The following is a 23861-nucleotide window of genomic DNA, read 5'->3' on the forward strand; positions in this document are numbered from 1 at the left end:
CCCTTGCGAATGCTTCGGTCGAACCTCGACCTTAGCCCGCCGCGGCAAGCATTGGCCAGTCTGGGATAGCGCGAGCAAATGAAATCTTCGGTATCAAAAATCATTCTCAAAATATTATGTTATAAAGTATCTCTTTTGATCCGAGGGTACTTTCATGAAAGCAGGCATCCATCCCGATTACCGCCCCGTGCTGTTCCACGACACGGCAGCGGACGCATTCTTCCTGATTGGCTCGACGGTCGAGACCGACCGCACGCATCGGCACACCGATGGCCAGACCTACCCCTACGTGGCGCTGGATGTGTCCAGCGCATCGCACCCGGTGTACACCGGCCAGCAGCGCAAGACCACGGTGGAGGGGCGTGTGGCCGGGTTCAACAAGCGCTTTGCCGGGTTTGCCGGGCAGGCGAAATAAGCGCGCACCCGCCGTCGCGTCGAGCCGGTCAGGGATTGCGTATCGGGGCGCCGCGCAGCAAGTGCTGGCGCCATGCGTTTTGCTCCTCGCCGGTGGCCTCGACCAGACAGCGGAACGTACCGCCTGCCCGTACGGCCACCGGTACGCCGTCGCGGTAGAGCAGGCGATTGGTGCTCAGCGCTGGCAGCTTGGTGCCCGGCAGTAACGTGCCGAGCAGATTCAACGGGTCGCTGCCGCTGACCATCACCCCTTCACCCTTCGCCTCGCGCCGGCGTACCTGGCGCAACGAGGCCACGGCTTCGGGCAGGGCGAATTGTTCGCCAGCGAGCCCGGCGATGAAGCGACCGCCACGGATTTCCCCGCGCGCTTCCAGTCGGTGATAGCAGCGCAGCAGATCGCGCCAGGGCGGCAGCAGTTCGCTTTCACGCTCCAGCAGGCGCCAGCAGATCACGCCATAGCGGCGTAGCAACACGCGGGCGATGTACTCAAGGCGCTCGTCGTTGTCCTGTTCGAGGCTGCCACGGCGCAGCAATGACCAGCGCCCGGCCTGGAGCATGGGGCTGGCAAAGGCCATAGGACTGCGCCGGCCATGCCGCGCGGTGCGCCTGCCCACGGGCGTGATCAGGCTGCGCAAGCCGCTGAAGCCGTCGGCTGCGGCCAGTCCTGAGCCGACCAGTTCCTGCAGCGCCGTCTCCAATTCGCTGGGCAACAGGCGCGCCTCATCGACGAGTTCGTCGAAGAACAAGGCGCCGTGCGCCTTTAAGGCCTGGTGCACGCGCTGCGCCCGTGGCCCCAGCGTGTCGGGATCGGCACCGCAGGTCAGGCTGCGCCACAGGCCCAGGCGTTCGCGTGGCAGCAACACCAGCGGCGTGCTCGACAGCGTGCTGCTCGACACGCTACCGGTGAGCCGGGTCCAGGCCCACTGACCGCTGCGGCAGGCGTCATCCAGCCAATGTGGGCTGTAGTCGCCGATACGGGTGGGCAGCACGTCCGCTTCCCAGGCCCCGGCCGCGCAAGGGAAGCCTTCGAGTTGCGCCAGTACCACGGTCACGGCCTGGGGACCGCGCAAGCGTTCGTCGACGCTCAGGTGCTGCCAGTCGAACAGAAAACGCATGAAGTCCTGCAGGCTGACCGGCTCGATCTCCCGACGCAGACGCTTGACCGTATAACGATGAATCCGCGCCAGCAGATGCCGTTCGCACCACTGCAAGGCCGGCTGCGCAGGGCTGAAGTGTCCGCGCAACAGATAGCCTTCGCCTTCCAGTCGTGCCAGGCCCTGTTCCACTTGGGTTTCGCGCAGACCCAAGGGCTCGGCGATCTGCGCCAGCGTCTGTGGGCCGAAGCCACTGAGGCGGGCGCGCAGCAACTCGCACAGGGCGTCGTCGGCAGCGACAGGCTGGTCGAAGCCCGGCAGCGCCTGCACCGCAGGTGTCAGGACGGCGCTGGGGTAAAGGGTCGTCAGCGCCTTGAGACGCTCACGGGGCAGCCACAGGCCTAGGTCGGCCGTCTCCAGGCGACAGGCACGCCCCCCGTGGGTCAAGTCCGCGAGCAGGGCGTCCCAGCCTGGGTTGGCCTGCACCTCGTCGGCGGTGACCACGCCCAGGCTCATCAGCGCTTCGTGCAGTTCATCGGCGTCACGCGGCTGCGGCCAGGCCTCGATTGCGACGGCGTGAATCGCCTCGGCATCCAGGGCGCCCAAGTCATCGGCGCTGTGCACGTCGCTCCAGCGTCGATTGAGCACCGCCTGGGTGCGCCGTTCTTCCAGCGGCGCGTCGTCGAGAAAGGCATAGGGCCGCGCGTTGAGGATGGCCGAGGCCAGGGGTGACGGGGCTGGCAGATCACGGGCGAGCAAGCGCACTTCGCCGCGCTCCATGCGCCGCAGTAAGGCCAGCCAGCCCTCGCTGTCCATGGCGTCGTGCAGGCAGTCGTCCAGCGTCTGCTGCACCAGAGGATGGTCCGGCACCTGGCGTTCGCCGACCAGGTTTTCCAGGCAGGCGATCTGGTCGGGAAAGACCGACGCCACCAGGTCTTCACTCTTCATCCGCTGGATCTGCGGGGCCACTTTGCGCCCGCCGACGTAGCGCGGCAGCGCCATCGCCGTGGCGGCGTTCCAGCGCCAGCGCACACCGAACAGCGGCGCGTCGAGCAGCGCCTGGATCAGGATCGACTCGGCGCTGCGGCTGGAGAGGTAGCGCCACACCTCGTCCAGTTCGAAGCTATGGCTGGTGGACAACGACAGCACGATGGCATCTTCGCTGGCCGCCGCTTGCAGCTCGAAGTTGAAGGTGCGGCAGAAGCGCTTGCGCAGGGCCAGGCCCCAGGCGCGATTGATGCGGCTGCCGAAGGGGGCGTGAATGATCAGTTGGGTGCCGCCGGATTCGTCGAAGAAGCGCTCCATCACCAGCGTCTGCTGCGAGGGCAGGGCGCCGAGCACGTGCCAGGTCCGCCCCAGGTAGTCGAGCAACTGACGGGCGCTGTCCTCGCCCAATGCGTAGTGCGTCATGAGCCAGTTCAGGGCGGCGTCGGGGTCGTCGGCCTGGCGTTGCAACTGCGCATCCAGGCCCTGTTGCAGGCGCGCCACCGCCGCCGACAGCTCGTCGCTGCGTCCCGGCGCTTCGCCCATCCAGAACGGGATGTTCGGCGCCAGCCCCTGGGCGTCTTCGACCCGCACGCGGCCTGGCTCGATCCGCAGAATGCGGTAGGAGGCGTTGCCCAACTGGAAGATGTCGCCGGCGAGGCTCTCCACCGCGAAATCCTCGTTGACGCTGCCAATGTTCAGCGCCTGGGGCTCGAGCAGCACGGCGTAGTCGGCGGTCTCCGCAATGGTGCCGCCGCTGGTCAAGGCGACCAGTTGGCTGCCACGCCGACCGCGCAAGGTGCCGCTGACGGCGTCGCGGTGCAGGTACGCGCTGCGCACACCCTGGCGGCCGTTGTAGCCCTCGGCAAGCATGCGCAGCACCGCCTGGTAGCGTTCATCGCTGAGCGCGGCGTACGGCGTGGCGGCGCGCAGGCAGTCCAGCAGCGCCTGCTCGGGCCACGGCTGGTTGCTGACTTCGGCGACGATCTGCTGGGCCAGGACATCCAGCGGGGCTTCTGGCAGGTGCAAAGCATCGAGCTCGCCACGCTGTACGCAGTCGAGCAGGGCCGCACATTCGATCAGGTCGTCGCGGGAGGTCGCGAACAATCGGCCTTTGGGAATGCCATCGACCTGATGCCCCGAGCGGCCCACGCGTTGCAGGAAAGCAGCGATGGCGCCGGGCGAGGCGATTTGACACACCAGGTCGACCTCGCCGATATCGATACCCAGCTCCAGCGAGGCGGTGGCCACCAACAGCCGCAACTCGCCGGCTTTCAATCGCTGTTCTGCCGCCAGCCGGTGCTCCTTGGCCAGGCTGCCGTGGTGGGCGGCCACCTGGTCCTGGCCGAGGCGCTCGCTCAGGTGGCGGGTCAGGCGCTCGGCCAGCCGTCGGGTGTTGACGAACACCAGCGTGGTGCGGTGCTCGCGGGCCAAGGTGGCGAGGCGGTCGTAGACCAGGTCCCAGACATCGTTGGCCATTACCGCACCCAGCGGCACCGGCGGCACCTCGATGGCCAGGTCGCGCGCGCGGGCATGGCCGACGTCGACGATGGCGCAGGGTCGTTCGTGCCCGACCAGGAACTGCGCTACCCGCTCGATGGGACGTTGCGTGGCCGACAATCCTATTCGCCGCAGCGCCCGTCCGCTCAGGGCTTGCAGACGCTCCAGGCTCAGCGCCAGGTGGCAGCCGCGCTTGTTGCCGGCCAGGGCATGGATCTCGTCGACGATCACCGTGTGCACCTGGGTCAGCCCGGCGCGCCCGGACGCCGAGCCAAGCAGTACGTAGAGCGACTCGGGCGTGGTCACCAGGATGTGCGGCGCGCGTCGGCGCATGGCGGCGCGGTCTTTCTGAGGGGTGTCGCCGGTGCGCACGGCGGTGGTGATCTGCGGCGCGTGCAACCCCAGGTCGGCGAGCGTCTGGGCAATGCCTTCTAGCGGCGCCTGCAGATTCAGGCGGATATCGTTGGACAGCGCCTTGAGCGGTGAGAGGTAGACGACTTGGGTGTGCGCGGGCAACTCGCCGCCGAGCGCCAGGCCTTGGCGGAACAGTTCGTCGAGCACGGCGAGAAAGGCGCTGAGGGTCTTGCCCGAGCCGGTGGGGGCGGCCAGCAGCATCGACTGCCCGGCGTGGATCAACGGCCAGGCGCGGGCCTGGGCAGCGGTGACCGTGGCGAAGCGTTGCCCGAACCATTGGGCCACCGCAGGGTGGAACAGGTCGAGCGCCGGGTGGTGCAAGGCGGGCAGGTTCATGCCCCGTTTATGGCGACTGAATGCCCGCTTGGCAAGGGGCCATTCGTCTGGCTTGAAGCGCACGGGGCCTTTTCGGGTATCCTCCCCGCCCCGTCGTCGAGGAAGCCCTGCCCATGTCCCAGATCATCCATATCGCCGCTGCCCTGCTCATCGATCCGGCCGGCCGGACCTTGCTGGTGCGCAAACGCGGCACCCAGGCCTTCATGCAACCCGGTGGCAAGATCGACGCGGGCGAAACGGCGGTGCAGGCCTTGGCGCGCGAACTGCACGAAGAACTGGGCCTGCACATCGATCCCGAGCAGGCGGTGCACCTGGGCCGTTTCAGCGCGCCAGCGGCCAATGAGCCGGGCTTCGAGGTCCAGGCCGAGCTGTTTCGCGTTCACTGCGCCGAGGCGGTGACGCCTGCGGCGGAAATCGAGGAAGTGCAGTGGCTGGCCGCCGACCAGGCCAGCGCCCTGACCCTTGCGCCCTTGACCCGCGACCTGATTCTGCCGCTGTGGCGCGATGCCCTCAACGCACCGCGCTGACCCCATCGAGGGTGGCGAACGAGGTGTCCTTGGCCGTCAGCAGAAAGTCGCGCATGTACGGCGCATCGAGCATGTCGGTGCGCACGGCAGCATAGAGCGTGGCGAACAGGCCCTTGTCGCCCAGGCGCTTGCCCTTCACGTAGCCGCGCGAGCTGTACTCGTGCAAGGCCCAGTGGGGCATGCCGCACACGCCACGGCCGCTGGCCACCAGTTGCATCATCATCACGGTCAGTTCCGAAGTGCGCACGGCGGCCGGTTCGATGTCCGCCGGCTCCAGGAAGCGAGTGAAGATGTCCAGCCGATCGCGTTCCACCGGGTAGGTGATGAGCGTCTGGTCGACCAAGTCCTCCGGCACGATGTAGGGCTTGGTCGCCAGCGCGTGCTGATTGGCCACCGCGAGCATGGCCTCGTAGGTGAACAGCGGCACGTAGGTGATGCCGGCCAGGTCCAGCGGGTCGGAAGTCACCACCAGGTCGAGGTCGCCACGGGCCAGCGCCGGCAGCGGAGCGAAAGCGAAACCCGAAGCCAGGTCCAGCTCCACCTCCGGCCAGGCGTCGCGGAATTGATCGATGGTCGGCATCAGCCACTGGAAGCAACTGTGGCACTCGATGGCCATGTGCAGGCGACCGGCGGTGCCGCCAGCCAGGCGCGCGATGTCGCGTTCGGCACCGCGCAGCAGCGGCAGCGTGGCGTCGGCCAGTTGCAGCAGGCGCAGGCCGGCGCTGGTGAAGCGGATCGGTTTGGTCTTGCGCACGAACAGTTGCATGCCAAGGCGTTCTTCCAGTTCTTTGAACTGATGCGACAGCGCCGACTGGGTCAGGTGCAGGCGCTCGGCAGCCTCCACAAGGCTGTCGGCCTCGCGCAAGGCGTGAAGAGTTTTCAGGTGACGGATTTCCAGCACGTGCAGCTCCGTGAGCAAATTTTGAGGAAAGTCAGATGAGGTTGAGTTTCCCTCATGTTGCGCGGTGTGTCGACTGCAAGATTCATGACCGTTCAGCGACCTTAATCAAACTGTCACGCAACTGTGGCAGCGCGCTTTAACGGATTTCATCAGACTCGCGCTCTACTGGGGATTTGCATTCTGGTGTTTCTGTCCATGCGGTACTTTCTGATTATTGTTCTGCTGCTGTGCGGGGGGCCGGCCGGTTTCGCTGCAGGGCGTTGCGATGCCCAGGTGCCGGTGCAGCGCGCCGAGCTGGGGGCATTGAGCCTGGTCTACCAGAGCGTCGGTACGCCGGGCGATCCGGCACTGCTGCTGGTGATGGGTCTGGGCGGGCAACTGATCCACTGGCCGGACGACGTGGTCGAGGCGTTGTGCCGCCAGGGCTTTCGGGTGATTCGCTACGACAACCGCGATGTCGGTCTGTCGCGCTGGAACCAGCCGCCGGCCTCGGCCAACCTCACCGTCGAACTGCTGCGCTACAAGCTGGGGCTGCCAGTAGCTGCCCCTTATAGCCTGACTGACATGGCCGGTGACGGCCTCGGGCTGATGGATGCGCTGGGCATCGAGCAGTTCCATGTGCTGGGCGTGAGCATGGGCGGCATGATCGCCCAGCATCTGGCGGCCATGGCGCCGCAACGGGTGCGTAGCCTGACCTTGATCATGTCCAGCTCCGGCGCCCAGGGCCTACCGGCGCCGAGCGCGGCGTTGGTGCAATTGCTCGCCCGGCGCAGCGCGCCGAGCCGCGAGGTCGCGCTGGAGCAGCAGGCCGACTTGTTGGCGGCACTGGGCAGCCCAGCGGTGCACGATGACCGCGCGGTGTTGTTGCAGCAGGCCGCGCAGGCTTACGACCGGGCGTTCAATCCGGAGGGGGTCAAGCGCCAGATCATGGCGATTCTGGCCGAGCCGAGCCGGGTACAACTGCTCAACCGCCTGCGGGTGCCGACACTGGTGGTGCATGGCACGGCCGATCCGTTGCTGCCGGTGATGCACGGTGTGCACCTGGCCGCGCACATCCAGGGCAGTCAACTGCGCTTGATTCCGGGCTTGGCGCACCGTTTCCAGGAGCCGTTCAAAGCGCCGCTGCTGGCGGCGGTACTGCCGTATCTGAAGTCGCATCGCCAGGAAACGGCGCACATCGCCGGGCTTTGAGCAGGCTGGCGTCCAGGCCTGGAACCGCGCCGTCGGTGAGACGCGCTCAGCCCAGGCCGTATTTCTTCACCTTGTCGAACAACGTGGTCTTGGCCATGCCCAGCTCCTGGCTGGCCTGGCTGAGGTTACCCCCGGTGCGCTGCAAGGCATCGCTGAGCAAATTGCGCTCGAAGGCTTCGACTGCCTCGGCAAAGCCCAGGCCCTGGCTGCCGCCGACGCCGGGTTTCTTGAACGCTGGCAGTCCCAGCGCGTAACGCTCGGCGACGTTGCGCAGCTCGCGTACGTTGCCTGGCCAGTCGTGGGCCATTAGCCGCGACAGGGTCTGGCTGTCCAATTGCGGCGCTTCACGATCGAAGCGCAGCGCTGACTGCTGGAGGAAATGTTCGAACAACTGGAGGACGTCTTCGCGGCGTTCGCGCAGTGGCGGCAGCTCGAGCGTAACCACGTTGAGGCGGTAGTACAGGTCGCTGCGGAACTGCCCCGTGGAGCCCAGCGCGTCGAGGTCAGACTTGGTGGCGGCAATTATCCGGCAGTCCACCGGGATGCTCTGGTTCGAGCCCAGCCGTTCGAGCGTGCGCTCCTGTAGTACGCGCAGTAGCTTGATCTGCAGGTTGACGGGCATGCTCTCGACCTCGTCGAGAAACAGCGTGCCGCCATTGGCGTGCTCGATCTTGCCGATGCGCCGCTTGCCGGCGCCGGTGAAGGCGTTGGCTTCGTGGCCAAAAATTTCGCTCTCGAACAGGTTCTCCGGCAGACCGCCGCAGTTCAGGGCCACGAACGGCGCGCCCTGACGGCGGCTGAAATCGTGCAGGCAACGCGCGACCAATTCCTTGCCGGTGCCGGTCTCGCCCTCGATTAGTACGTTGGCCGAGGTATCGGCGACGTTGGCGATCAGCTCGCGCAGCGCCTGCATGGCCGGCGAGCGGCCGATGATGCGCGCTTCCAGCGAGCCCTGGCCAGCCAACTGCTTACGCAAGGCCACCACTTCGCGTGACAGCCCGCGCTGCTCCAGCGCGCGGCGCACCACGTCCACCAGCCGCTCCGGCGAGAACGGCTTTTCCATGAAGTCGTAGGCACCGTTGCGCATCGCACCGACCGCCATGTCGATATCGCCGTGGCCGGTGATCAGCACCACCGGCAGGCTGCGGTCGCGGGCCTTGAGGCGGTTGAGCAGCTCCAGGCCATCGATGCCGGGTAGACGAATGTCGCTGACGACGATACCGGCGAAGTCGTCGCCGATACGTTCCAGCGCCTGTTCGGCGCTGCCCACGCCTTCGCAGGCGATGTCCTCCAGCGCCAGCGCTTGCTGGCAGCCGAGCAGCACGTGGGGGTCGTCTTCGACGATCAGGACGGTCAGGGGAGCTGGGGTCATGGGGACTCTTCGTTCATGGTGTATCGGCCGAGTCGGTGGCGGGCGTTGCCAGCGGCAGGCTGAGGACGAACGCGGTGCCGCCGCCGGCAGGGTGTTCGACGCTCAGGGCGCCTTTGGCCGCAGCGGCCAGGCTGGCCGACAGCGTCAGGCCCAGGCCCAGGCCGTGCTCGCCCGGTTTGGTGGTGAAGAAGGGTTCGAACAGGTGTTTGCGCGCTTCATGGTCGATGCCGTGGCCATTGTCGCGTACCCGCAGGCGGTACCGGTCGCCGGCCAGTTCGCCCTCCAGCCACAGTTGCGGGTGGGCTTGGGCAGTCATGGCGTCCAGCGCGTTGCCGATCAGGTTGACCAGGATCTGTTCCAGCCGGGTCTGGTCGATGGCCAGTGCCTGATCGTCGAAATCGCGGTGCAATTGCAGGCCGCAGGCACCAATACGGTTGGCCAGCACCTGCAAGGTGGCCTCCACCGCGCTATCGAGCGACGCCAGGCCGCTGTCTTCGCCGCGACGGGCGAAGGAACGCAGACTCGCGGTGATCCGGCCCATGCGGTCTATCAGGTCGTTCATGGTGCGCAGATTGGTGCTGGCGGTGTCCAGGGCGCCGCGTTCGAGGAAGCGCACGGTATTACCCGAGAGCGTGCGCAGCGCCGCCAGTGGCTGGTTGAGCTCGTGGGCGATGCTGGTGGACATCTGTCCAATGGCGGCCAGCTTGCCGGCCTGGACCAGCTCGTCCTGGGCGTGACGCAAGGTTTGTTCGGCATGACGGCGTTCGCGGATCTGACCTTTGAGCCGCTCGTTGCTGGCGCGCAGATCGGCGGTACGCTCGGCGATCCGCCGTTCCAACTGGCTGTTGGCTTCTTCCAGCGCTTCGCGGGCCGCCAGGCGGGTAGCGATCACCTTGCGCCGCTCGTTCCAGGCGATGCCGAGGATCGCCAGCAGGGCGAAGGCGACGCCTACCAGGATGCCTTGGATCATCGACTCGCGGTGCAAGTCCTGCAACGGGGTGAGCAGGGTGAAGTGCCAGGGTGTATCGGCCAGACGTCGGGTCTGTGCCAGGTAGGTGACTTCGTGGCTGGCGTCCTGGCCGCTGTCGCGGCTGGCCGGGAAGGTGAGCTTCTCCACGCCATCGCCCAGGGCTTCGCGCGCCAGAGGGTGCAGCTCGTTGAGCGGCCACCAGTAGTACTGCAGGCTGCGCGCCAGGTCCTCCTTGACCTGAGGGGTCAGCGGGCGGACCGATTTGAGCCGGCGCGCCGGATCGCTGGAAAGAATGATGATGCCGTTCTCGTCGCTGACGAAGGCTTCCAGGCGCGCGCGCTGCCAGCGCTCCTCCAGCGTGTCCAGGCGCACCTTGATCACCGCCACGCCGATGATCCGACCGTGCTCTTCCAGGCCATGGGCCAGGTAATAGCCGGCCTCGCCAGTGGTGCTGCCGATGCCGTAGAAGCGCCCCGGTTGGCCGCGCACGGCATCCTGGAAATAGGCGCGGAAGGCCAGGTCCTCACCCAGGAAGGAGTCGGGGTCTCGCCAGTTGCTGGTGGCCTGGACCCGGCCGTTGGTGTCCAGCACATAGATGGCCCGGCTGCGGCTGCGCCGGTTCAGGCCTTCGAGGTATTCGTTGACCGCCTGGCGTGGGCCGCCGTCGGGATCGGCGAGCAATTGCGAAACGCTGTCTTCGAGTTCCAGCAGGCTGGGCAGGTAGGTGTACTTACTGATTTCGCTCTCGACCGTGCGCGCATGCAGCTCGAGCTGGCGTTCGCCGTTCTCGCTGAGGGTGCGGATGCCGTTGCTCTCGCTGATCATGTAGCCGACCGACCCCAGGCCGACCATCAGCAGGATGATCAGAGGCGGTAGAAACAGTTGGCGGATCAGGCGGGATTTCACGGCAGGCTGTGCAGGGCGAAGAAGCGAGGGATCGCATTTCATCACAGTGGCCTTGTCACCACCAGCGTGCGCCGCCTTGGCGGACGGCGCACGCCTGGCGCATCAGTGCTGCAGGATCTTGCTGAGGAAGTGCTGGGTGCGTTCATGACGCGCTTCGGGTTTACCGAAGAAGTCTTCCTTCTGGCAGTCCTCGATGATGTGGCCCTTGTCCATGAAAATGACCCGGTTGGCGACCTTGCGTGCGAAGCCCATTTCATGGGTGACGCACATCATGGTCATGCCCTCATGGGCCAACTCGACCATCACGTCCAGCACCTCGTTGACCATTTCCGGGTCCAGCGCCGAGGTCGGTTCGTCGAACAGCATGACGATCGGGTCCATCGACAGCGCCCGGGCAATCGCCACGCGCTGTTGCTGACCGCCGGAAAGCTGACCGGGGTGCTTCTTGGCGTGGGCGCCCAGGCCCACGCGGTCGAGCAGGGCCAAGCCTTTCTTGGTGGCTTCGGCTTCGCTGCGCCCAAGCACTTTGCGCTGAGCGATGGTCAGGTTCTCGGTGATCGACAGGTGCGGGAACAGCTCGAAGTGCTGGAACACCATGCCGACCCGCGAGCGCAGCTTCGGCAGGTTGGTCTTCGGGTCGGCGATCGAGGTGCCGTCGACCACGATGTCGCCCTTCTGGAAGGGCTCCAGCGCGTTGACGCACTTGATCAGGGTGGACTTGCCCGAGCCGGACGGGCCGCAGACCACCACCACTTCGCCTTTCTTGACTTCGGTGGTGCAGTCGGTCAGTACCTGGAAGTCCCCGTACCACTTGTTGACGTTTTTGATGGAAATCATACGGTGATCCTTTTTTGCAGGCGCTTGACCAACCAGGAGGCGGAGAAACTGATGATGAAGTACACGACACCGGCAAAGATCAGGAACTCGTGGGAGCGCCCGATGATGTCGCCGTTGGCGCGTGCCGAGTTGAGGAAGTCGATCAGACCCACGGTGTATACCAGTGAGGTGTCCTGGAACAGGATGATGCTCTGCTGCAGCAGCAACGGAGTCATCTTGCGAAATGCCTGGGGCAGGATGATCAGGCGCATGCACTGTCCGTAGGACATCCCCAGGGCTTGGGCGGCGCCCATCTGGCCTTTGGAGATCGACTGCACACCGGCGCGCACGATTTCGCAGAAGTAGGCAGCCTCGAACATCATGAAGGCCACGACGCAGGAGGTGAAGGCGCCGATCGGGGTGTCTTCACCGGTGATCCAGCGCAACACGAAGGGCACGGCCAGGTAGAACCAGGTGATTACCAGCAGCAGTGGGATCGAGCGGAAGTAGTTGACATAGGCCCCTGCCAGGTTGGCCATCAGCTTGCTCGAGGACAGGCGCATCAGCGCCAGCAAGGTGCCCAGCACGATACCGCCGACCACGCCCATGACCATCAGTTGCAGGGTGATCAGCATGCCATCCCACAGGGCTGGCAGTGCGGGGATGATTTCACTGAAATCCAGGTCCATCATTTACCTCCCACGGAAATCAGGCCCGGCACGGCGACTTTCCTCTCGATCAAGCGCATGAGCAGCATCAAGCTCATGTTCAAGGTGAAGTAGATCAGCGTGGCCAGGGTAAAGGCCTCGAACAGGTTGGCGGAGAACTCGGCGGTTTGCTTGGTCTGTGCCAGCAACTCCATCAGGCCGATCAGCGACGCTACCGACGAATTCTTGAACACGTTGAGGAATTCGGAAGTGAGCGGCGGGATGATGATCCGATAGGCTTGCGGCAGCAGTACGTTCATGTAGATCTGCGTCAGGCTGAAGCCCATCGCCCGCCCGGCCGATTCCTGTCCGCGGGGCAGGGCCTGGATGCCGGTGCGTACCTGCTCGCACACGCGCGCGGCGGTGAACAGGCCCAGGCAGATGACTACGCTGATCAGTGCCGAGGTGGTCGGGTTGAGATCCTGCTTGAACCATTCCTGCAGGCCTTCGGGCAGCAGGTCCGGTACCAGGAAGTACCAGATGAACAACTGCACCAGCAGCGGTACGTTGCGGAACAGTTCCACATAAGCGGTGGCGATGCCCGATACGAGGCGATTCGGCACGGTACGCATCACGCCCAGCAGCGATCCCAGCAGCAAGGCGATGATCCAGGCTGAAACGGCGATGGCAATGGTCCAGCCCAGACCGGTGATGTACCAGTCCAGGTAGATTTCGTCGCCCACGCCGGTGGACTTGAAGAAAACGCCCCAGTCCCAGTTGTAATTCATCGGGATTTCCCCTCAGACGGTTGTTTCACGGGCACCTTTGAACTTCCAAGGGCGCAGGCGCCCTTGGAAGTAAAGGTTAGACACTAATGAGTGGCCTGTCGGATCGATTGCGGTGCGTTGGAGCACCAGGCCACTAGCTACTGGAGGTCAGGACTTCTTTTCGTCCGCAGCCTTGTCGGTAGGCTCGGCAATCAGCTTTTTCAGTTCGTCGCTCATTGGGAATTGCAGGTTCAGACCCTTCGGCGGAATCGGCTGCTCGAACCATTTGTTGTAGCTCTTCTCGACAGCGCCCGACTTGTAGTAGGCAATGATGGCGTCGTCGACTGCTTTTTTGAACTGGGGATCGTCCTTACGCACCATGCAACCATAGATTTCGTAGGATTGCGGGGTGCCAGTAATGACCCAGTCGGTCGGTTTCTTGGCCTTTGCCATCTCGCCGGCCAGCAGGGCGTCGTCCATCATGAAGGCGACTGCACGACCGCTTTCGAGCATGTTGAAGGCTTCACCGTGGTCCTTGGCGGAGATCACGTTCATCTTCATGTTTTTCTCGGCGTTCATCGCTTTGAGCAGACGCTCAGAGGTGGTGCCCGCAGTGGTGACGACGTTCTTGCCCGCCAGGTCCGGGAAGTCTTTGTACGCCGGCTGACCGTCCTTGACCTTGGTCAGCAAGCGAGTGCCGACTTCGAAGATGCCCACGGTAAAGCCAACTTGTTGCTGGCGTTCGACGTTGTTGGTGGTGGAGCCGCACTCCAGGTCAACGGTGCCGTTCTGCACCAGCGGGATGCGGTTCTGGGAAGTGACGAGCTTGTAATCGACCTTGATATCGGTGCCCAGCTGCTTTTTCAGCGCCTCGACCACGGCCAGTTGGACATCATGGGAGTAACCCTGAGGAACGGTGCCGCCCGTCAGGTACGAGAAGGGAATGGAAGAGTCGCGATGACCCAGGCTGATGGTGCCGGAATCCTTGATCTTCTTGAGCGTGCCGGTCAGCTCTTCAGCCATGACCGGCGAAGCGATGACGGCGGCGGCGATTGCAGCGCCCAGCAATTGACGAACGATACGCATCAAATTTTCCTCGACGTTTGTTTTTCTTATGGAGCCGTTGGCGGACTCTTCGTTCAACGAACACACCGTGGGGGAGGGTGTTCGGCTTTTAAGTGTAGAGCATGACTCGTGCCAAACTCAGATATCGATCATAACGTCTGAATTTACTTGGCTTAAGTCTTTTCTGGATCGCCAGATGAACAGTCCGTGTGCGGTTTTCCGAATAGGATGTGCTTGCTCGTTCGGAATGCCGAACGAGAAGGTTGGTGGCCAAGTGGGTATTAGCTGATTACCACCAGGGTCTGCCCAGAAGCGGGTGTGCTGATGAACACCACCAGCGAGACGCAACCATGACCCCTGTTCTGCATCCTGAATCCGTCGATACCTTCATCGCCTCTCGTTTGCCGCCTTGGTTAACCCGGGCAGGTCTCGATCAGTTCACGCTCTACCGCCGTGCCTTGTCCAACCACCGGGCGTCTGCCGAGCGTCTGGCGGCACTGCTCGACAGCATCCCAACGCTCGATGACTTCGCCGAACAGCGGCTGGGCCAAGCGCTCAAGGCCAGGGGCGTGCCTCAGACCGACCTGCGTCGTTCCTGCGTACGCATCACCCGGCAGGCCAAGGCGCCTTCGGTCGGTACCGCTCTGCCGGGGCCGGTATATCCGGTGGTGTCGCAGCAAAGCTTGCTCGGCGCGGCGTTGCACAATTTTCATGTGGCGGAGACCCGTCCACATTTCATGCGCACCGGGCAATTGCTGGACCCCCAGGGCAAGCCTCTGCCGTTGGGGCTGGAGGCTTTCGCTGGGCTGTGTCGTCAGGTGGACATCGGCAAAGCCTACCAGGCGCGACTAGAGCAATGCCTGCGCCCAGCCGATGTTCCTGGGCAGCCCCCCGGAGAGGGGCGCAGGGTCGTGAATCGTGTCTTCGAGGAGAGCTGGCGTGCCAGCCTGGAGTTGGCCGTGCGTACGGCCAGGTTGAAAGACGAGCTGGACGAGACCCGCTACCTGCAACTCCTCCCGCTGTTCGCGCGCCCCCCCGTCGTGCCGACACTGCCAGTGATGCTCACGACGTGCCAGCCCTACCTGCTCGGCAAGTGCCTGCGAGGCGTGGTGGGCATCGAGGTTCGGGATGTCGGAAAAACTGAGCTCAGCGCGGTGTTGATCTGGATTGCAAACGATCCTGAGCGTCCGATGAGCTGCCATCGGTCCTGGGACGCCTTCTACCGCGCCCAGGCCGAACGTCTTCGACAGGTCGGTTATCAGCGCTTCTTCCAGCATTTGGTCAGCCTGCGTGATCGCCCACAGTTCCTCAGCGTGCTGAGAGCACGGCTGGCCAAGCTCGACGCATCGCAGGCCGATCATCTGGATGGTCGCGCCCTGCCGCTGGCAGAACCGCTGTTTTCCCACTTACGCCAGCAGCAGATCGATACCCTCTTCGACGACGCGCGATTGCTGGCGGTACCCACGGGTGACGAGGACGAGGAAGACCGGCAGCAACGTCTGCAACGCTACTTATCGTTGGGCATGGACTTGGTAGGCATGGCAGGGTTTTTCGTTCCGCTGCTGGGTCAGGCGCTACTGGTGGTCGGCGTGGCGCAGATCGCCAATGACATTTATGAGGGGTACGAGGACTGGCAGATCGGTGACCGCAAAGGGGCCATCGACCATGCATTGAGTATTGCCGAGCAAGTGGTGATTGGCGCTGTGGTGTCGGTAGGCGGCGCTGCTGTGGCACAGCGGCTGCCGCGCCTGGACTTCGTCGACGCCCTGGCACCGGTACGCCTGGATGATGGCCAGGTGCGGTTAATGGATCCGCAACTGGCCGGCTACTACCGGCCGGAGGCTGCTCAAGCGATCGCGGTGGGGCAAAGCCGCTTCGGGCTTGCGTTCGATGAGGGTGGAGATTCGGCACGTATCTTTCATCCATCACGCCCCGAGGCATACCCTCCGCGCGTGTCGAGCAATGGCGCGTCCGGCTGGCGACACGAGCTTGAGCGGCCACAGCATTGGCAAGGCGCTCGTGAGTTGCTGAGCCGATTTGGCGACGGCTTTGCCGACATTCCCGATACAGTGGCCGAGGATGTACTACAGATCACAGGTATGAGTCAGGATCAATTGCGTCGCCTGCATCTGGAGAGCGCGCCGGCGCCGGCCCGGCTGGCCGATCTGGTAGACCTGCTTCGTCTGCACCAAGCTCAGCCGGATGCCGGGATGGCTGCACTGGAGGAACAACAGTTCTTGCGCCAACGTCCGAGCTCGACCCATGAACGTCTGCTCAAGGACAGTTTTCCAGGACTCACGCTGCGCTGCATCCAGGAACTGCTGGAGCGGTCGGGCACCGCGGATATCGAACGGCTGACCAGCGCCGGACGCGTGCCTCTCTCGCTCGCCGAGCACGCGCGCTGGGCCTTGCGCCAGCGCCGACTGGATCGCGCCTGTGCGGGGTTGCGCTGGCCATGGGCGAGCTCTGCGGACAGTGAGCAACTGGCGCTGGGGCTGCTGGATCAGCATGCGCCCTGGCCGGACTTTGTGCGTGTCGAAGTGCGCGACACGACCGCGCAAGGCCCTTTGTTGGCCAGTCATGGCTCTCTGCAGGCGTCGGAGCTGCTCACGGTCGTCCGGGCAGCCGATGGCTATCGAGTGCAGGGCACCGACGCCCCTTCGAATCACGTGATCGGTGCATTATTGAGCCGACTGACTACGCAGCAGCGCAGCGTTCTGGGCCAAAGTGCGTCCAGCGAAGCGGCGCTATTGGCCAAGGTCACTCACGATATTGATCGTGAACGTGCTGCATCGATACTGGGCATGAGGGGTGCCCAGGCTGGCTTCGCACCCCCCAGTCGTTTCGCCGACGGTCGCCTGGGCTACCCGCTCAGTGGGCGTGCCGGGGGGGATCGTCAGGCGATACGCCGCGGTATCCATCAGATTTATCCAACGCTCGACGACCTGCAACTGGATGCCTATCTGGAGTCCTTGGGTCAGCAGCGGGTGGGCCTCTGGGAGCACTATGCGCAATTGCAAGACCAGTTGGGGCGGCTGCGCCAGGCGCTGGCGAGTTGGCAGAGAGACTGGACGAATCCGCTCGATGCGCTCAGGCGTCGCCGCGTGGCCACGTCGATTCGCCGTAGCTGGCGACGCAAGGTCACTGATCAGGCAGAGGACTTCGTACTGCTCATCGATGGCGAGTCGGTCGGCAGCCTGCCTAGCTTGCCCTCAGGCGTCAGCTTTGCGCACATACGCCGTCTGCGCCTGCGCAACATGGCGCTCGAAGACATCGACAACGGATTTCTCGGGTGCTTCGAGCGGTTGATCGAGCTGGATCTGAGCGCCAATCGGCTGCAGGCCATTCCACAGGCCATCGAGCAGATGCCCCGACTTCGCGTACTACGTCTGGCCAACAACCTCATCAGCCTGACGGCTGCTGGCGAACGCACCTTGTCAATGCTGCACGAGCTGGAGGTGCTTGACCTGAGCCACAATCCGCTGGGGCGTGCTCCGGCACTCACGCAGTTGCGACGTCTGCGCGAAGTGCGCCTGCGCGATGCCGGTCTCAATGCCCTGCCCGAGCAGGTCAGTTGGTGCGGTAGGGTGGACGTGCGTGACAACCAGATTCGCCAGTTGCGCGAGGATTTGCGTCAGTTGCGTGACCAATTGGAGCGAACGGCGCTACACGACAATCCTCTGGATGAGGCCAGCGAGGCTTTGGCCGACCAGGCGTCGGGGATTGCGTCTGGGGCTCGCGGCAGCCCGTCGTTCCGGCATGCGCCCGTGGACATCGCGCTGCGCGATGCGTGGGTTGGCGATGTCAGTGCGCCACTGGGCGACAGACGCCGTGCTATCTGGGCGGTGTTACAGGGGGAGGCGGACTCGGTAGACCTGTTTCGGTTTCTCGCCGACCTGCTCGAGAGTGAAGAGGTCGAGTCCTACCCCCAGTACTATCGCAAACGGGTATGGCAGATCCTGCAAGCGTGCGAACAGCACACGGCACTGCGTCAACGGTTGTTTCTGGAGGCGGCAGGGCCTGGCACCTGTGAGGATCGCTTGACATTGGTGCTCGAGCAGATGGAGATCGCCGTCATGGCACAAGGTGTCCTGGCTGCGGGCAACGCAACTGAATCAGAAGCGAGTCTGGTCGCGCTTGGCCGGGGGCTGTTCCGCCTCGACGAAGTCGATCGCATTGCCTCGCGGCATATCGCGCGCATGCGCGAGGAACCCATGGCGGTGGTGGACGAGATCGAGGTGCGCTTGTATTACCGGCAGAGGTTGCTCAGGCCGCTGGCATTACCGATCAATGCTGACGAAATGTATTACGAAAGCTTCGCAAACGTCACCACCAGCCACCTTTCGGCGGCGCAGCAGGAGGTGCTGACTGCAGAAACGCCCAGGGTCCTGGCTGAATCGATTGCTCAACGACCTTTCTGGGGCGAGCAGATGCGCGTCCTGCACCCGCAGCGCTTCGACGCGCTGGCAGACCAGTTCCATGGTCGGATGGAAGCGTTGGAGGCGCAGGTCGAGCGTCACGCGATCGACGAGTGGACATATGAACTGCGCAGCAGGGGGCTCAAGTACGAGTACGAGATAGCCGAGAGCAGATTGTTGCGCACGATGGCAGAGGAGGCCCTGCGACGTCTGCAGTGATGTCGCCCGAGCCGGGGCCGGGTCATGAGTCCCGGCCCGCGGAATTCAGGCGGCTGCCCGATGAAGTCTGTGTTGTAGATAGTCGGCCAAAGCCTGTTGCTCGGCGGGGGTGGTGAACAAACCCAGCTTGGTTCGACGCCAGAGGATGTCGTCAGCGGACACCGCCCACTCTTGCTCGCACAGATAATCCACCTCGCGGGCGAACAGGCCGCCGCCGATGGCCTGGCCAAGATCGTCCGGCCCCTGCACATCCTGCAGCAAACGCCAGACACGGTTGCCATAGGTGACCGCCCAGCGCTTGGCGATGTCCTGTGCCAGCCAGCCGTGGGCCGCCAACAGGGCTTGCACCAACGCTTGCACGCTGGTCATGTCCTCACCGCCGGGCAGCGCCGAGGTGGCGGTCCAACTGCCGCGCATCTGGGGAAAGAACGGCTTGAGTTCGGCCATCGCCGACTCGGCCAGTTTGCGGTAGGTGGTCAGCTTGCCGCCGAACACCGACAGCAGAGGCGCCTGGTCGGCGTGGCGTGACAGTGCCAGGGTGTAGTCACGGGTGACTGCCGAGGGGTTGTCGGACTCGTCGTTGCACAGCGGGCGCACGCCGGAGTAGGTGTGCTGGATGTCGACACGCGATAGCTGATGGTTGAAATGGGCATTGACCACGTTCAGCAGGTAATCGGTCTCGGCCTCGGTGATCGCAACTTGCGCCGGATCGCCGCTGTATTCGCGGTCGGTGGTGCCGATCAGGGTGAAACGGTCCAGATAGGGGATGCAGAAGACGATACGCTGATCTTCGTTTTGCAGGATGTAGGCCTGCTCACCTTCGTACAAGCGCGGCACGATCAGGTGGCTACCTTGGATCAGGCGAATGCCGTAGGGCGCGTCCAGTTTCAGATCGTCCTTGATGAAGCTGGCCACCCAAGGACCGGCGGCATTGACCAGCGCGCGGGCCCGAATGCTCTGCAGACGACCGTCGGCATGCTGCAACTCCACCTGCCACACGCCATCGACGCGCTCGGCGCGCAGGCAGCGGGTGCGGGTCTGGATAGTCGCTCCTTGCTCACGGGCGGCCATGGCGTTGAGCACCACCAGGCGGGCATCGTCGACCCAGCAGTCGGCATATTCGAAACCGCGGCTGATCTCGGGCTTGAGCGGGTAGCCCGGACCGAAGCGCAGGCTGCGCGAGGCGCCCAGGCGTTTGCGCTTGCCGAGGTGATCGTAGAGGAACAGGCCGGCGCGAATCATCCAGGCCGGGCGCAGGTGCGGGCGGTGTGGCAGGACGAAGCGCATGGGCTTGACGATATGCGGCGCCTTGGCCAGCAACACTTCGCGCTCGGCCAAGGCTTCGCGGACCAGACGGAATTCGTAGTGTTCCAGGTAGCGCAGGCCACCGTGAATGAGCTTGCTGCTGGCCGAGGAGGTGTGCTGAGCCAGGTCGTCCCGCTCGCAGAGAAACACCTTCAGGCCACGCCCGGCAGCGTCCGCCGCGATGCCGACGCCATTGATGCCGCCGCCGATCACGGCAAGGTCATAGCAATCTGCGGGGGTCGATGGGGTCTGTAGGGACTGGGACACGGGCAAGGCCTCCTGGGCACGGCTCACAGCGAATGTGAACATCGATGTTCGTTTGCGAAAATACTAGCGCAACAAAACGGCCCTTTCCAGTCGCGATCAATAGAAAATACTGATCGCTTACGGACTAAATGAACATTTGTGAACATGAGATGACGGCCGCGCCGGGTCGTCCCCGGCGGGCGCCGTCCAGGAAGGCTCAGACGACCTCGAGGCGAACCTTGTTCTGGTTCAGCAACTGCGAAAGCGTCGGGGTCGGCGTCTGGTCGGTGACCAGGCAGTCGATCAGGTTGATCGAACCCAGTCGCACCATGGCGTTGCGCCCGAATTTACTGGAGTCGGCCGCGAGCAGCACTTGTCGAGCGTTGGCGATGATCGCCTGGGAGACGCGCACTTCCTGATAGTCGAAGTCCAGCAGGCTGCCGTCTTCGTCGATCCCGCTGATACCGACCACGGCGAAATCCACCTTGAACTGGCTGATGAAGTCGACGCTGGCCTGGCCGACCACGCCGCCGTCACGGCGCACGGTGCCGCCGGCCACCAGTACCTCGAAGTCGTCCTTGGCGGCGAGGATCGAGGCCACGTGCAGGTTGTTGGTGATCACCTTGAGGTGGTTGTGGTTGAGCAGGGCGCGGGCGATGGATTCGGTGGTGGTGCCGATGTTGATGAACAGCGAGGCGTGATCGGGAATCTGCCGGGCCACGGCTTCGGCGATGCGCTGCTTTTCGTCGCGCATCTGGTCGGCGCGCATGGCATAGGCGGTGTTCTCGACGCTCGAGTCGTAGGCGGCGCCACCGTGATAGCGACGCAGCAGGTTGGCTTCGGCCAATTGGTTGATGTCGCGGCGGATGGTCTGGGGGGTGACGACGAACAGTTGGGCCATTTCCTCGATACTGACGTAGCCGCGTTCGCGCACCAGTTCGAGAATTTGTTGTTGGCGGGGGGGCAGATTCATGGGCGGTCCTTTGGGGCTGCCGGACAAATGCTGCAATGATGCCGTAGGACGGGGATGTCGGCCAGTGGCGTATCCCACCGCTGCGTCCTGGCCCTGTAGGCGCGGCGAAGCACCGCGCCTACAGGGTGCAGCAGGCTTCAGTCGGTGTGATCTTCCCAGTCACGGGTGCGCTCGACGGCTTTCTTCCAGCCGGCATACAGCTTTTCTTTCTGCGCGTCGTCCAGTTGTGGGCTGAACTCACGCTCGATGATCGCCTTGTCGCGCAACTCGTCCAGGCTGCCCCAGAACCCGCAGGCCAAGCCCGCCAGGTAGGCAGCGCCCAGGGCGGTGGTCTCGCGCATCTTCGGCCGCTCGACACAGGTACCGAGAATGTCGGCCTGGAACTGCATGAGGAAGTTGTTGGCTACCGCACCGCCGTCCACGCGCAGTTCGGACAGGCGCTGGCCGCAGTCCTGCTGCATGGCGTCGAGCACGTCGCGGGTCTGGTAGGCGATCGACTCCAGCGCCGCGCGGATGATGTGATCGACTTTCACCCCACGGGTCAGGCCGAACAGCGCGCCGCGTGCGTAGGGATCCCAGTAGGGCGCGCCCAGGCCGGTGAAGGCTGGGACCAGGTAGACGCCGTTACTGTCCTTGACCTTGCTGGCGAAGTACTCGGTGTCCAGTGCGTCGTTGACGATCTTCAGTTCGTCGCGCAGCCACTGCACGGTGGAACCGCCGTTGAACACGGCGCCCTCCAGGGCGTAAGCCACCTCGCCGCGCGGTCCGCAGGCGATGGTGGTGAGCAAGCCGTGGGACGAGGTCACGGCCTTGTCGCCGGTGTTCATCAGCAGGAAGCAGCCGGTGCCATAGGTGTTCTTGGCCTGGCCAGGTTCCACGCACATCTGGCCGAACAACGCCGACTGCTGATCGCCCGCGATGCCGGCGATGGCGATGCCGCTCTTGGTGTGGCCGTAGACTTCGGACGAGGGGCGCACCTCGGGCAGCATCTGCCGCGGAATGCCGAGGATCTCCAGCAGTTTGTCGTCCCACTGCAGGCTATGGATGTTGAACATCAGCGTGCGCGAGGCATTGGTGTAGTCGGTGACATGCACCTTGCCGCCGGAGAATTTCCAGATCAGCCAGCTGTCGACGGTGCCGAACAGCAGTTCGCCGCGCTCGGCGCGCTCGCGCACGCCCTCGACGTTGTCCAGGATCCACTTCAGCTTGGTGCCGGAGAAGTAGGGGTCGGTGACCAGTCCCGTGGCTTGGCGAATGTACTGTTCGTGACCGTCACGCTTGAGCTGGGCGCAGATCTCGGTGCTGCGTCGGCACTGCCAGACGATGGCGTTGTACACCGGGCGCCCGGTTTCCTTGTCCCACACCACGGTGGTTTCGCGCTGGTTGGTGATGCCGATCGCGGCCACCTGGGCGTGGCTCAGGCCGGCCTGTGCCAGGGCTTCGACCATGGTTGCGCTCTGGGTGGCGAAGATTTCCATGGGGTCATGCTCGACCCAGCCGGCCTGCGGGTAGTGCTGGACGAACTCGCGCTGGGAGGTGCCGACCACGTTGGCGTCGCGGTCGAAGATGATCGCCCGCGAACTGGTGGTGCCCTGGTCCAGGGCGATGATGTAGTGCTTATCCTGGGTGTCTGTCATGGTCGTTGCCTTGCACGAAATGGGTAGGGTCAGGGCTTCAAGGGGCCAGGTGGCTCAGTGCCGATCTCAGGAGGCCTGAGTATCGCCCTGGTTGACGGCCGCTGTCTGCGGTTGGGCGGCTTCGGCCGTCGGCAGGCTGCGGGCGATGAGTACGCGGTAGCCTGCGGCCCCCAGGCAAGCACCGAGAATCGGTGCCAGCAACGGGACCAGGAAGTACGGGATGTCGCGTGCGCCGGTGAAGGCAATATCGCCCCAGCCGGCAAAGAAGGTCATCAGTTTGGGACCGAAATCTCGGGCCGGATTCATGGCGAAGCCGGTCAGTGGGCCCATGGCGCTGCCGATCACCGCGATCAGCAGGCCGATCAGCAACGGCGCGGTGGCGCCGCGCGGCAGGCCGTTGTTGTCATCGGTCAGGGCCATGATCACGGCCATGAGGATGGCGGTGATGATCACTTCCACCAACGCCGCCTGGGCGGTGGACAGCGAGGGATGCGGGTAAGTGGAGAACACCGAGGCCAGCTCCAGGCTCGCCGGACTGCCGCGCAGCATGCCGTGGGCCTGTTCGAAATCGAAGAACAGCGTGCTGTACAGGCAATACACCAACGCAGCGCCACAGAACGCACCGGCTACCTGAGCGATCACGTAGAACGGCAGTTTGCGCTTCTCGAAACCGGCGAACAGCGTCAGCGCGATGCTGACCGCCGGATTCAGGTGAGCGCCCGATACCCCGGCACTGAGGTAGATCGCCATGCTGACGCCAACCCCCCAGATGATGCTGATTTCCCACAGGCCGAAGCTGGCGCCGGCGACCTTGAGCGCAGCGACGCAGCCGGTGCCGAAAAAGATCAGCAGTGCCGTACCCAGGAATTCGGCCATGCATTGGCCGCCAAGCGTCGGTTGTCGTAGAGCTGTGGTCATGGATGAACCTCGGTTCTTGTTGTTGTGAGACGCTGAGCGCTCAGCGGTTCTCGCCGGTAATCCATCCCCATGAATCATCAGCGAGTGTACGAATGTGCACTTTTTCTGTGCGTGTTTTCTTCAAAAACGAAAAAATATAGACAAGAAACGCTGATGTCAAAGGTCGAAAGTGAACGATCAGCCACATTTCGACTCACGACCGCGCAGTCGTTTGCGCACTGCTGGTGCAGGCGGCAGAAGG

16 protein-coding genes are annotated in these 23861 nt (G+C 64.2%); 4 read left to right on the top strand and 12 right to left on the bottom strand.

Going from position 1 to position 23861, the window contains the following annotated elements; all coding sequences use genetic code 11:
• The first annotated feature begins 154 nt into the window (after positions 1–154).
• Entirely contained in the window at positions 155–415 is a 261-nt protein-coding gene (locus tag Q6A47_RS08585; protein WP_039575910.1) for a type B 50S ribosomal protein L31, read from the top strand.
• A gap of 28 nt (positions 416–443) precedes the next feature.
• On the opposite strand, the gene Q6A47_RS08590 is transcribed toward Q6A47_RS08585, so the two are convergent.
• Positions 444–4742 carry a DEAD/DEAH box helicase gene (locus Q6A47_RS08590; RefSeq protein ID WP_304483979.1) on the bottom strand — a complete coding sequence of 1433 codons (4299 nt, stop codon included), beginning with the start codon at positions 4740–4742 and terminating at the stop codon, positions 444–446.
• Between the two features lie 113 nt (positions 4743–4855).
• Between Q6A47_RS08590 and Q6A47_RS08595 the strand changes: the two genes are divergently transcribed.
• Complete coding sequence (locus Q6A47_RS08595; protein WP_039575915.1) at positions 4856–5269, top strand: NUDIX hydrolase; 414 nt, start codon at positions 4856–4858, stop codon at positions 5267–5269.
• On the opposite strand, the gene metR is transcribed toward Q6A47_RS08595, so the two are convergent.
• Positions 5253–6170, bottom strand: coding sequence for a transcriptional regulator MetR (metR, locus tag Q6A47_RS08600; protein ID WP_039575916.1), 918 nt, complete (start codon positions 6168–6170; stop codon positions 5253–5255). The two genes, Q6A47_RS08595 and metR, sit on opposite strands and share 17 nt — an antisense overlap.
• A gap of 195 nt (positions 6171–6365) precedes the next feature.
• Here metR and Q6A47_RS08605 point away from each other — a divergent pair, with 195 nt between their 5' ends.
• On the top strand, positions 6366–7361 hold the full coding sequence (locus tag Q6A47_RS08605; protein WP_304483981.1) for an alpha/beta fold hydrolase: 996 nt from the start codon (positions 6366–6368) through the stop codon (positions 7359–7361).
• 46 nt (positions 7362–7407) lie between these two features.
• On the opposite strand, the gene aauR is transcribed toward Q6A47_RS08605, so the two are convergent.
• The 6 genes from aauR to Q6A47_RS08635 form a co-directional block, all read right to left on the bottom strand.
• Entirely contained in the window at positions 7408–8733 is a 1326-nt protein-coding gene (aauR, locus tag Q6A47_RS08610) for a two-component response regulator AauR (RefSeq protein WP_039575920.1), read from the bottom strand.
• Positions 8734–8746: 13 nt separating this feature from the next.
• Entirely contained in the window at positions 8747–10651 is a 1905-nt protein-coding gene (gene aauS / locus Q6A47_RS08615) for a two-component sensor histidine kinase AauS (protein WP_039575921.1), read from the bottom strand.
• A 60-nt stretch (positions 10652–10711) separates the two neighbouring features.
• Positions 10712–11446 carry an amino acid ABC transporter ATP-binding protein gene (locus Q6A47_RS08620; protein ID WP_039575924.1) on the bottom strand — a complete coding sequence of 245 codons (735 nt, stop codon included), beginning with the start codon at positions 11444–11446 and terminating at the stop codon, positions 10712–10714.
• Positions 11443–12114 (bottom strand): amino acid ABC transporter permease, encoded by a 672-nt coding sequence (locus tag Q6A47_RS08625; protein WP_029614093.1) that lies wholly within the window; start codon positions 12112–12114, stop codon positions 11443–11445. Before Q6A47_RS08625 ends, Q6A47_RS08620 begins: the two co-directional genes overlap by 4 nt.
• Positions 12114–12860 carry an amino acid ABC transporter permease gene (locus Q6A47_RS08630; RefSeq protein WP_039575926.1) on the bottom strand — a complete coding sequence of 249 codons (747 nt, stop codon included), beginning with the start codon at positions 12858–12860 and terminating at the stop codon, positions 12114–12116. Before Q6A47_RS08630 ends, Q6A47_RS08625 begins: the two co-directional genes overlap by 1 nt.
• A 147-nt stretch (positions 12861–13007) precedes the next feature.
• On the bottom strand, positions 13008–13925 hold the full coding sequence (locus tag Q6A47_RS08635) for a glutamate/aspartate ABC transporter substrate-binding protein (protein WP_029614092.1): 918 nt from the start codon (positions 13923–13925) through the stop codon (positions 13008–13010).
• A 329-nt stretch (positions 13926–14254) separates the two neighbouring features.
• Between Q6A47_RS08635 and Q6A47_RS08640 the strand changes: the two genes are divergently transcribed.
• Positions 14255–18541: an NEL-type E3 ubiquitin ligase domain-containing protein gene (locus tag Q6A47_RS08640; protein WP_304483984.1), complete on the top strand. Its 4287-nt coding sequence runs from the start codon at positions 14255–14257 to the stop codon at positions 18539–18541.
• Between the two features lie 45 nt (positions 18542–18586).
• Here Q6A47_RS08640 and glpD read toward each other — a convergent pair whose 3' ends face one another.
• The 4 genes from glpD to Q6A47_RS08660 all read right to left on the bottom strand — a co-directional run bounded on the left by glpD (position 18587) and on the right by Q6A47_RS08660 (position 23620).
• Positions 18587–20113: a glycerol-3-phosphate dehydrogenase gene (glpD, locus tag Q6A47_RS08645; protein ID WP_304483985.1), complete on the bottom strand. Its 1527-nt coding sequence runs from the start codon at positions 20111–20113 to the stop codon at positions 18587–18589.
• 196 nt (positions 20114–20309) lie between these two features.
• Positions 20310–21065, bottom strand: a complete 756-nt coding sequence (glpR, locus tag Q6A47_RS08650; RefSeq protein ID WP_304483987.1) for a DNA-binding transcriptional repressor GlpR — start codon at positions 21063–21065, stop codon at positions 20310–20312.
• Between the two features lie 137 nt (positions 21066–21202).
• Entirely contained in the window at positions 21203–22702 is a 1500-nt protein-coding gene (glpK, locus tag Q6A47_RS08655; RefSeq protein WP_304483988.1) for a glycerol kinase GlpK, read from the bottom strand.
• Positions 22703–22768: 66 nt separating this feature from the next.
• Positions 22769–23620: an MIP/aquaporin family protein gene (locus Q6A47_RS08660; protein ID WP_039575936.1), complete on the bottom strand. Its 852-nt coding sequence runs from the start codon at positions 23618–23620 to the stop codon at positions 22769–22771.
• Positions 23621–23861: the final 241 nt, after the last annotated feature.

Source organism: Pseudomonas boreofloridensis (assembly GCF_030580795.1).
Lineage (GTDB): Bacteria > Pseudomonadota > Gammaproteobacteria > Pseudomonadales > Pseudomonadaceae > Aquipseudomonas > Aquipseudomonas boreofloridensis.

Coding starts and splice junctions, on each gene's coding strand:
- Q6A47_RS08630 (WP_039575926.1), bottom strand. CDS start 12,860: ATGAATTACAACTGGGACTGGGGCGTTTTCTTCAAGTCCACCGGCGTG.
- aauR (WP_039575920.1), bottom strand. CDS start 8,733: ATGACCCCAGCTCCCCTGACCGTCCTGATCGTCGAAGACGACCCCCAC.
- Q6A47_RS08620 (WP_039575924.1), bottom strand. CDS start 11,446: ATGATTTCCATCAAAAACGTCAACAAGTGGTACGGGGACTTCCAGGTA.
- Q6A47_RS08590 (WP_304483979.1), bottom strand. CDS start 4,742: ATGAACCTGCCCGCCTTGCACCACCCGGCGCTCGACCTGTTCCACCCT.
- Q6A47_RS08635 (WP_029614092.1), bottom strand. CDS start 13,925: ATGCGTATCGTTCGTCAATTGCTGGGCGCTGCAATCGCCGCCGCCGTC.
- glpK (WP_304483988.1), bottom strand. CDS start 22,702: ATGACAGACACCCAGGATAAGCACTACATCATCGCCCTGGACCAGGGC.
- Q6A47_RS08640 (WP_304483984.1), top strand. CDS start 14,255: ATGACCCCTGTTCTGCATCCTGAATCCGTCGATACCTTCATCGCCTCT.
- Q6A47_RS08660 (WP_039575936.1), bottom strand. CDS start 23,620: ATGACCACAGCTCTACGACAACCGACGCTTGGCGGCCAATGCATGGCC.
- Q6A47_RS08595 (WP_039575915.1), top strand. CDS start 4,856: ATGTCCCAGATCATCCATATCGCCGCTGCCCTGCTCATCGATCCGGCC.
- Q6A47_RS08605 (WP_304483981.1), top strand. CDS start 6,366: ATGCGGTACTTTCTGATTATTGTTCTGCTGCTGTGCGGGGGGCCGGCC.
- aauS (WP_039575921.1), bottom strand. CDS start 10,651: ATGAAATGCGATCCCTCGCTTCTTCGCCCTGCACAGCCTGCCGTGAAA.
- Q6A47_RS08585 (WP_039575910.1), top strand. CDS start 155: ATGAAAGCAGGCATCCATCCCGATTACCGCCCCGTGCTGTTCCACGAC.
- glpR (WP_304483987.1), bottom strand. CDS start 21,065: ATGAATCTGCCCCCCCGCCAACAACAAATTCTCGAACTGGTGCGCGAA.
- Q6A47_RS08625 (WP_029614093.1), bottom strand. CDS start 12,114: ATGGACCTGGATTTCAGTGAAATCATCCCCGCACTGCCAGCCCTGTGG.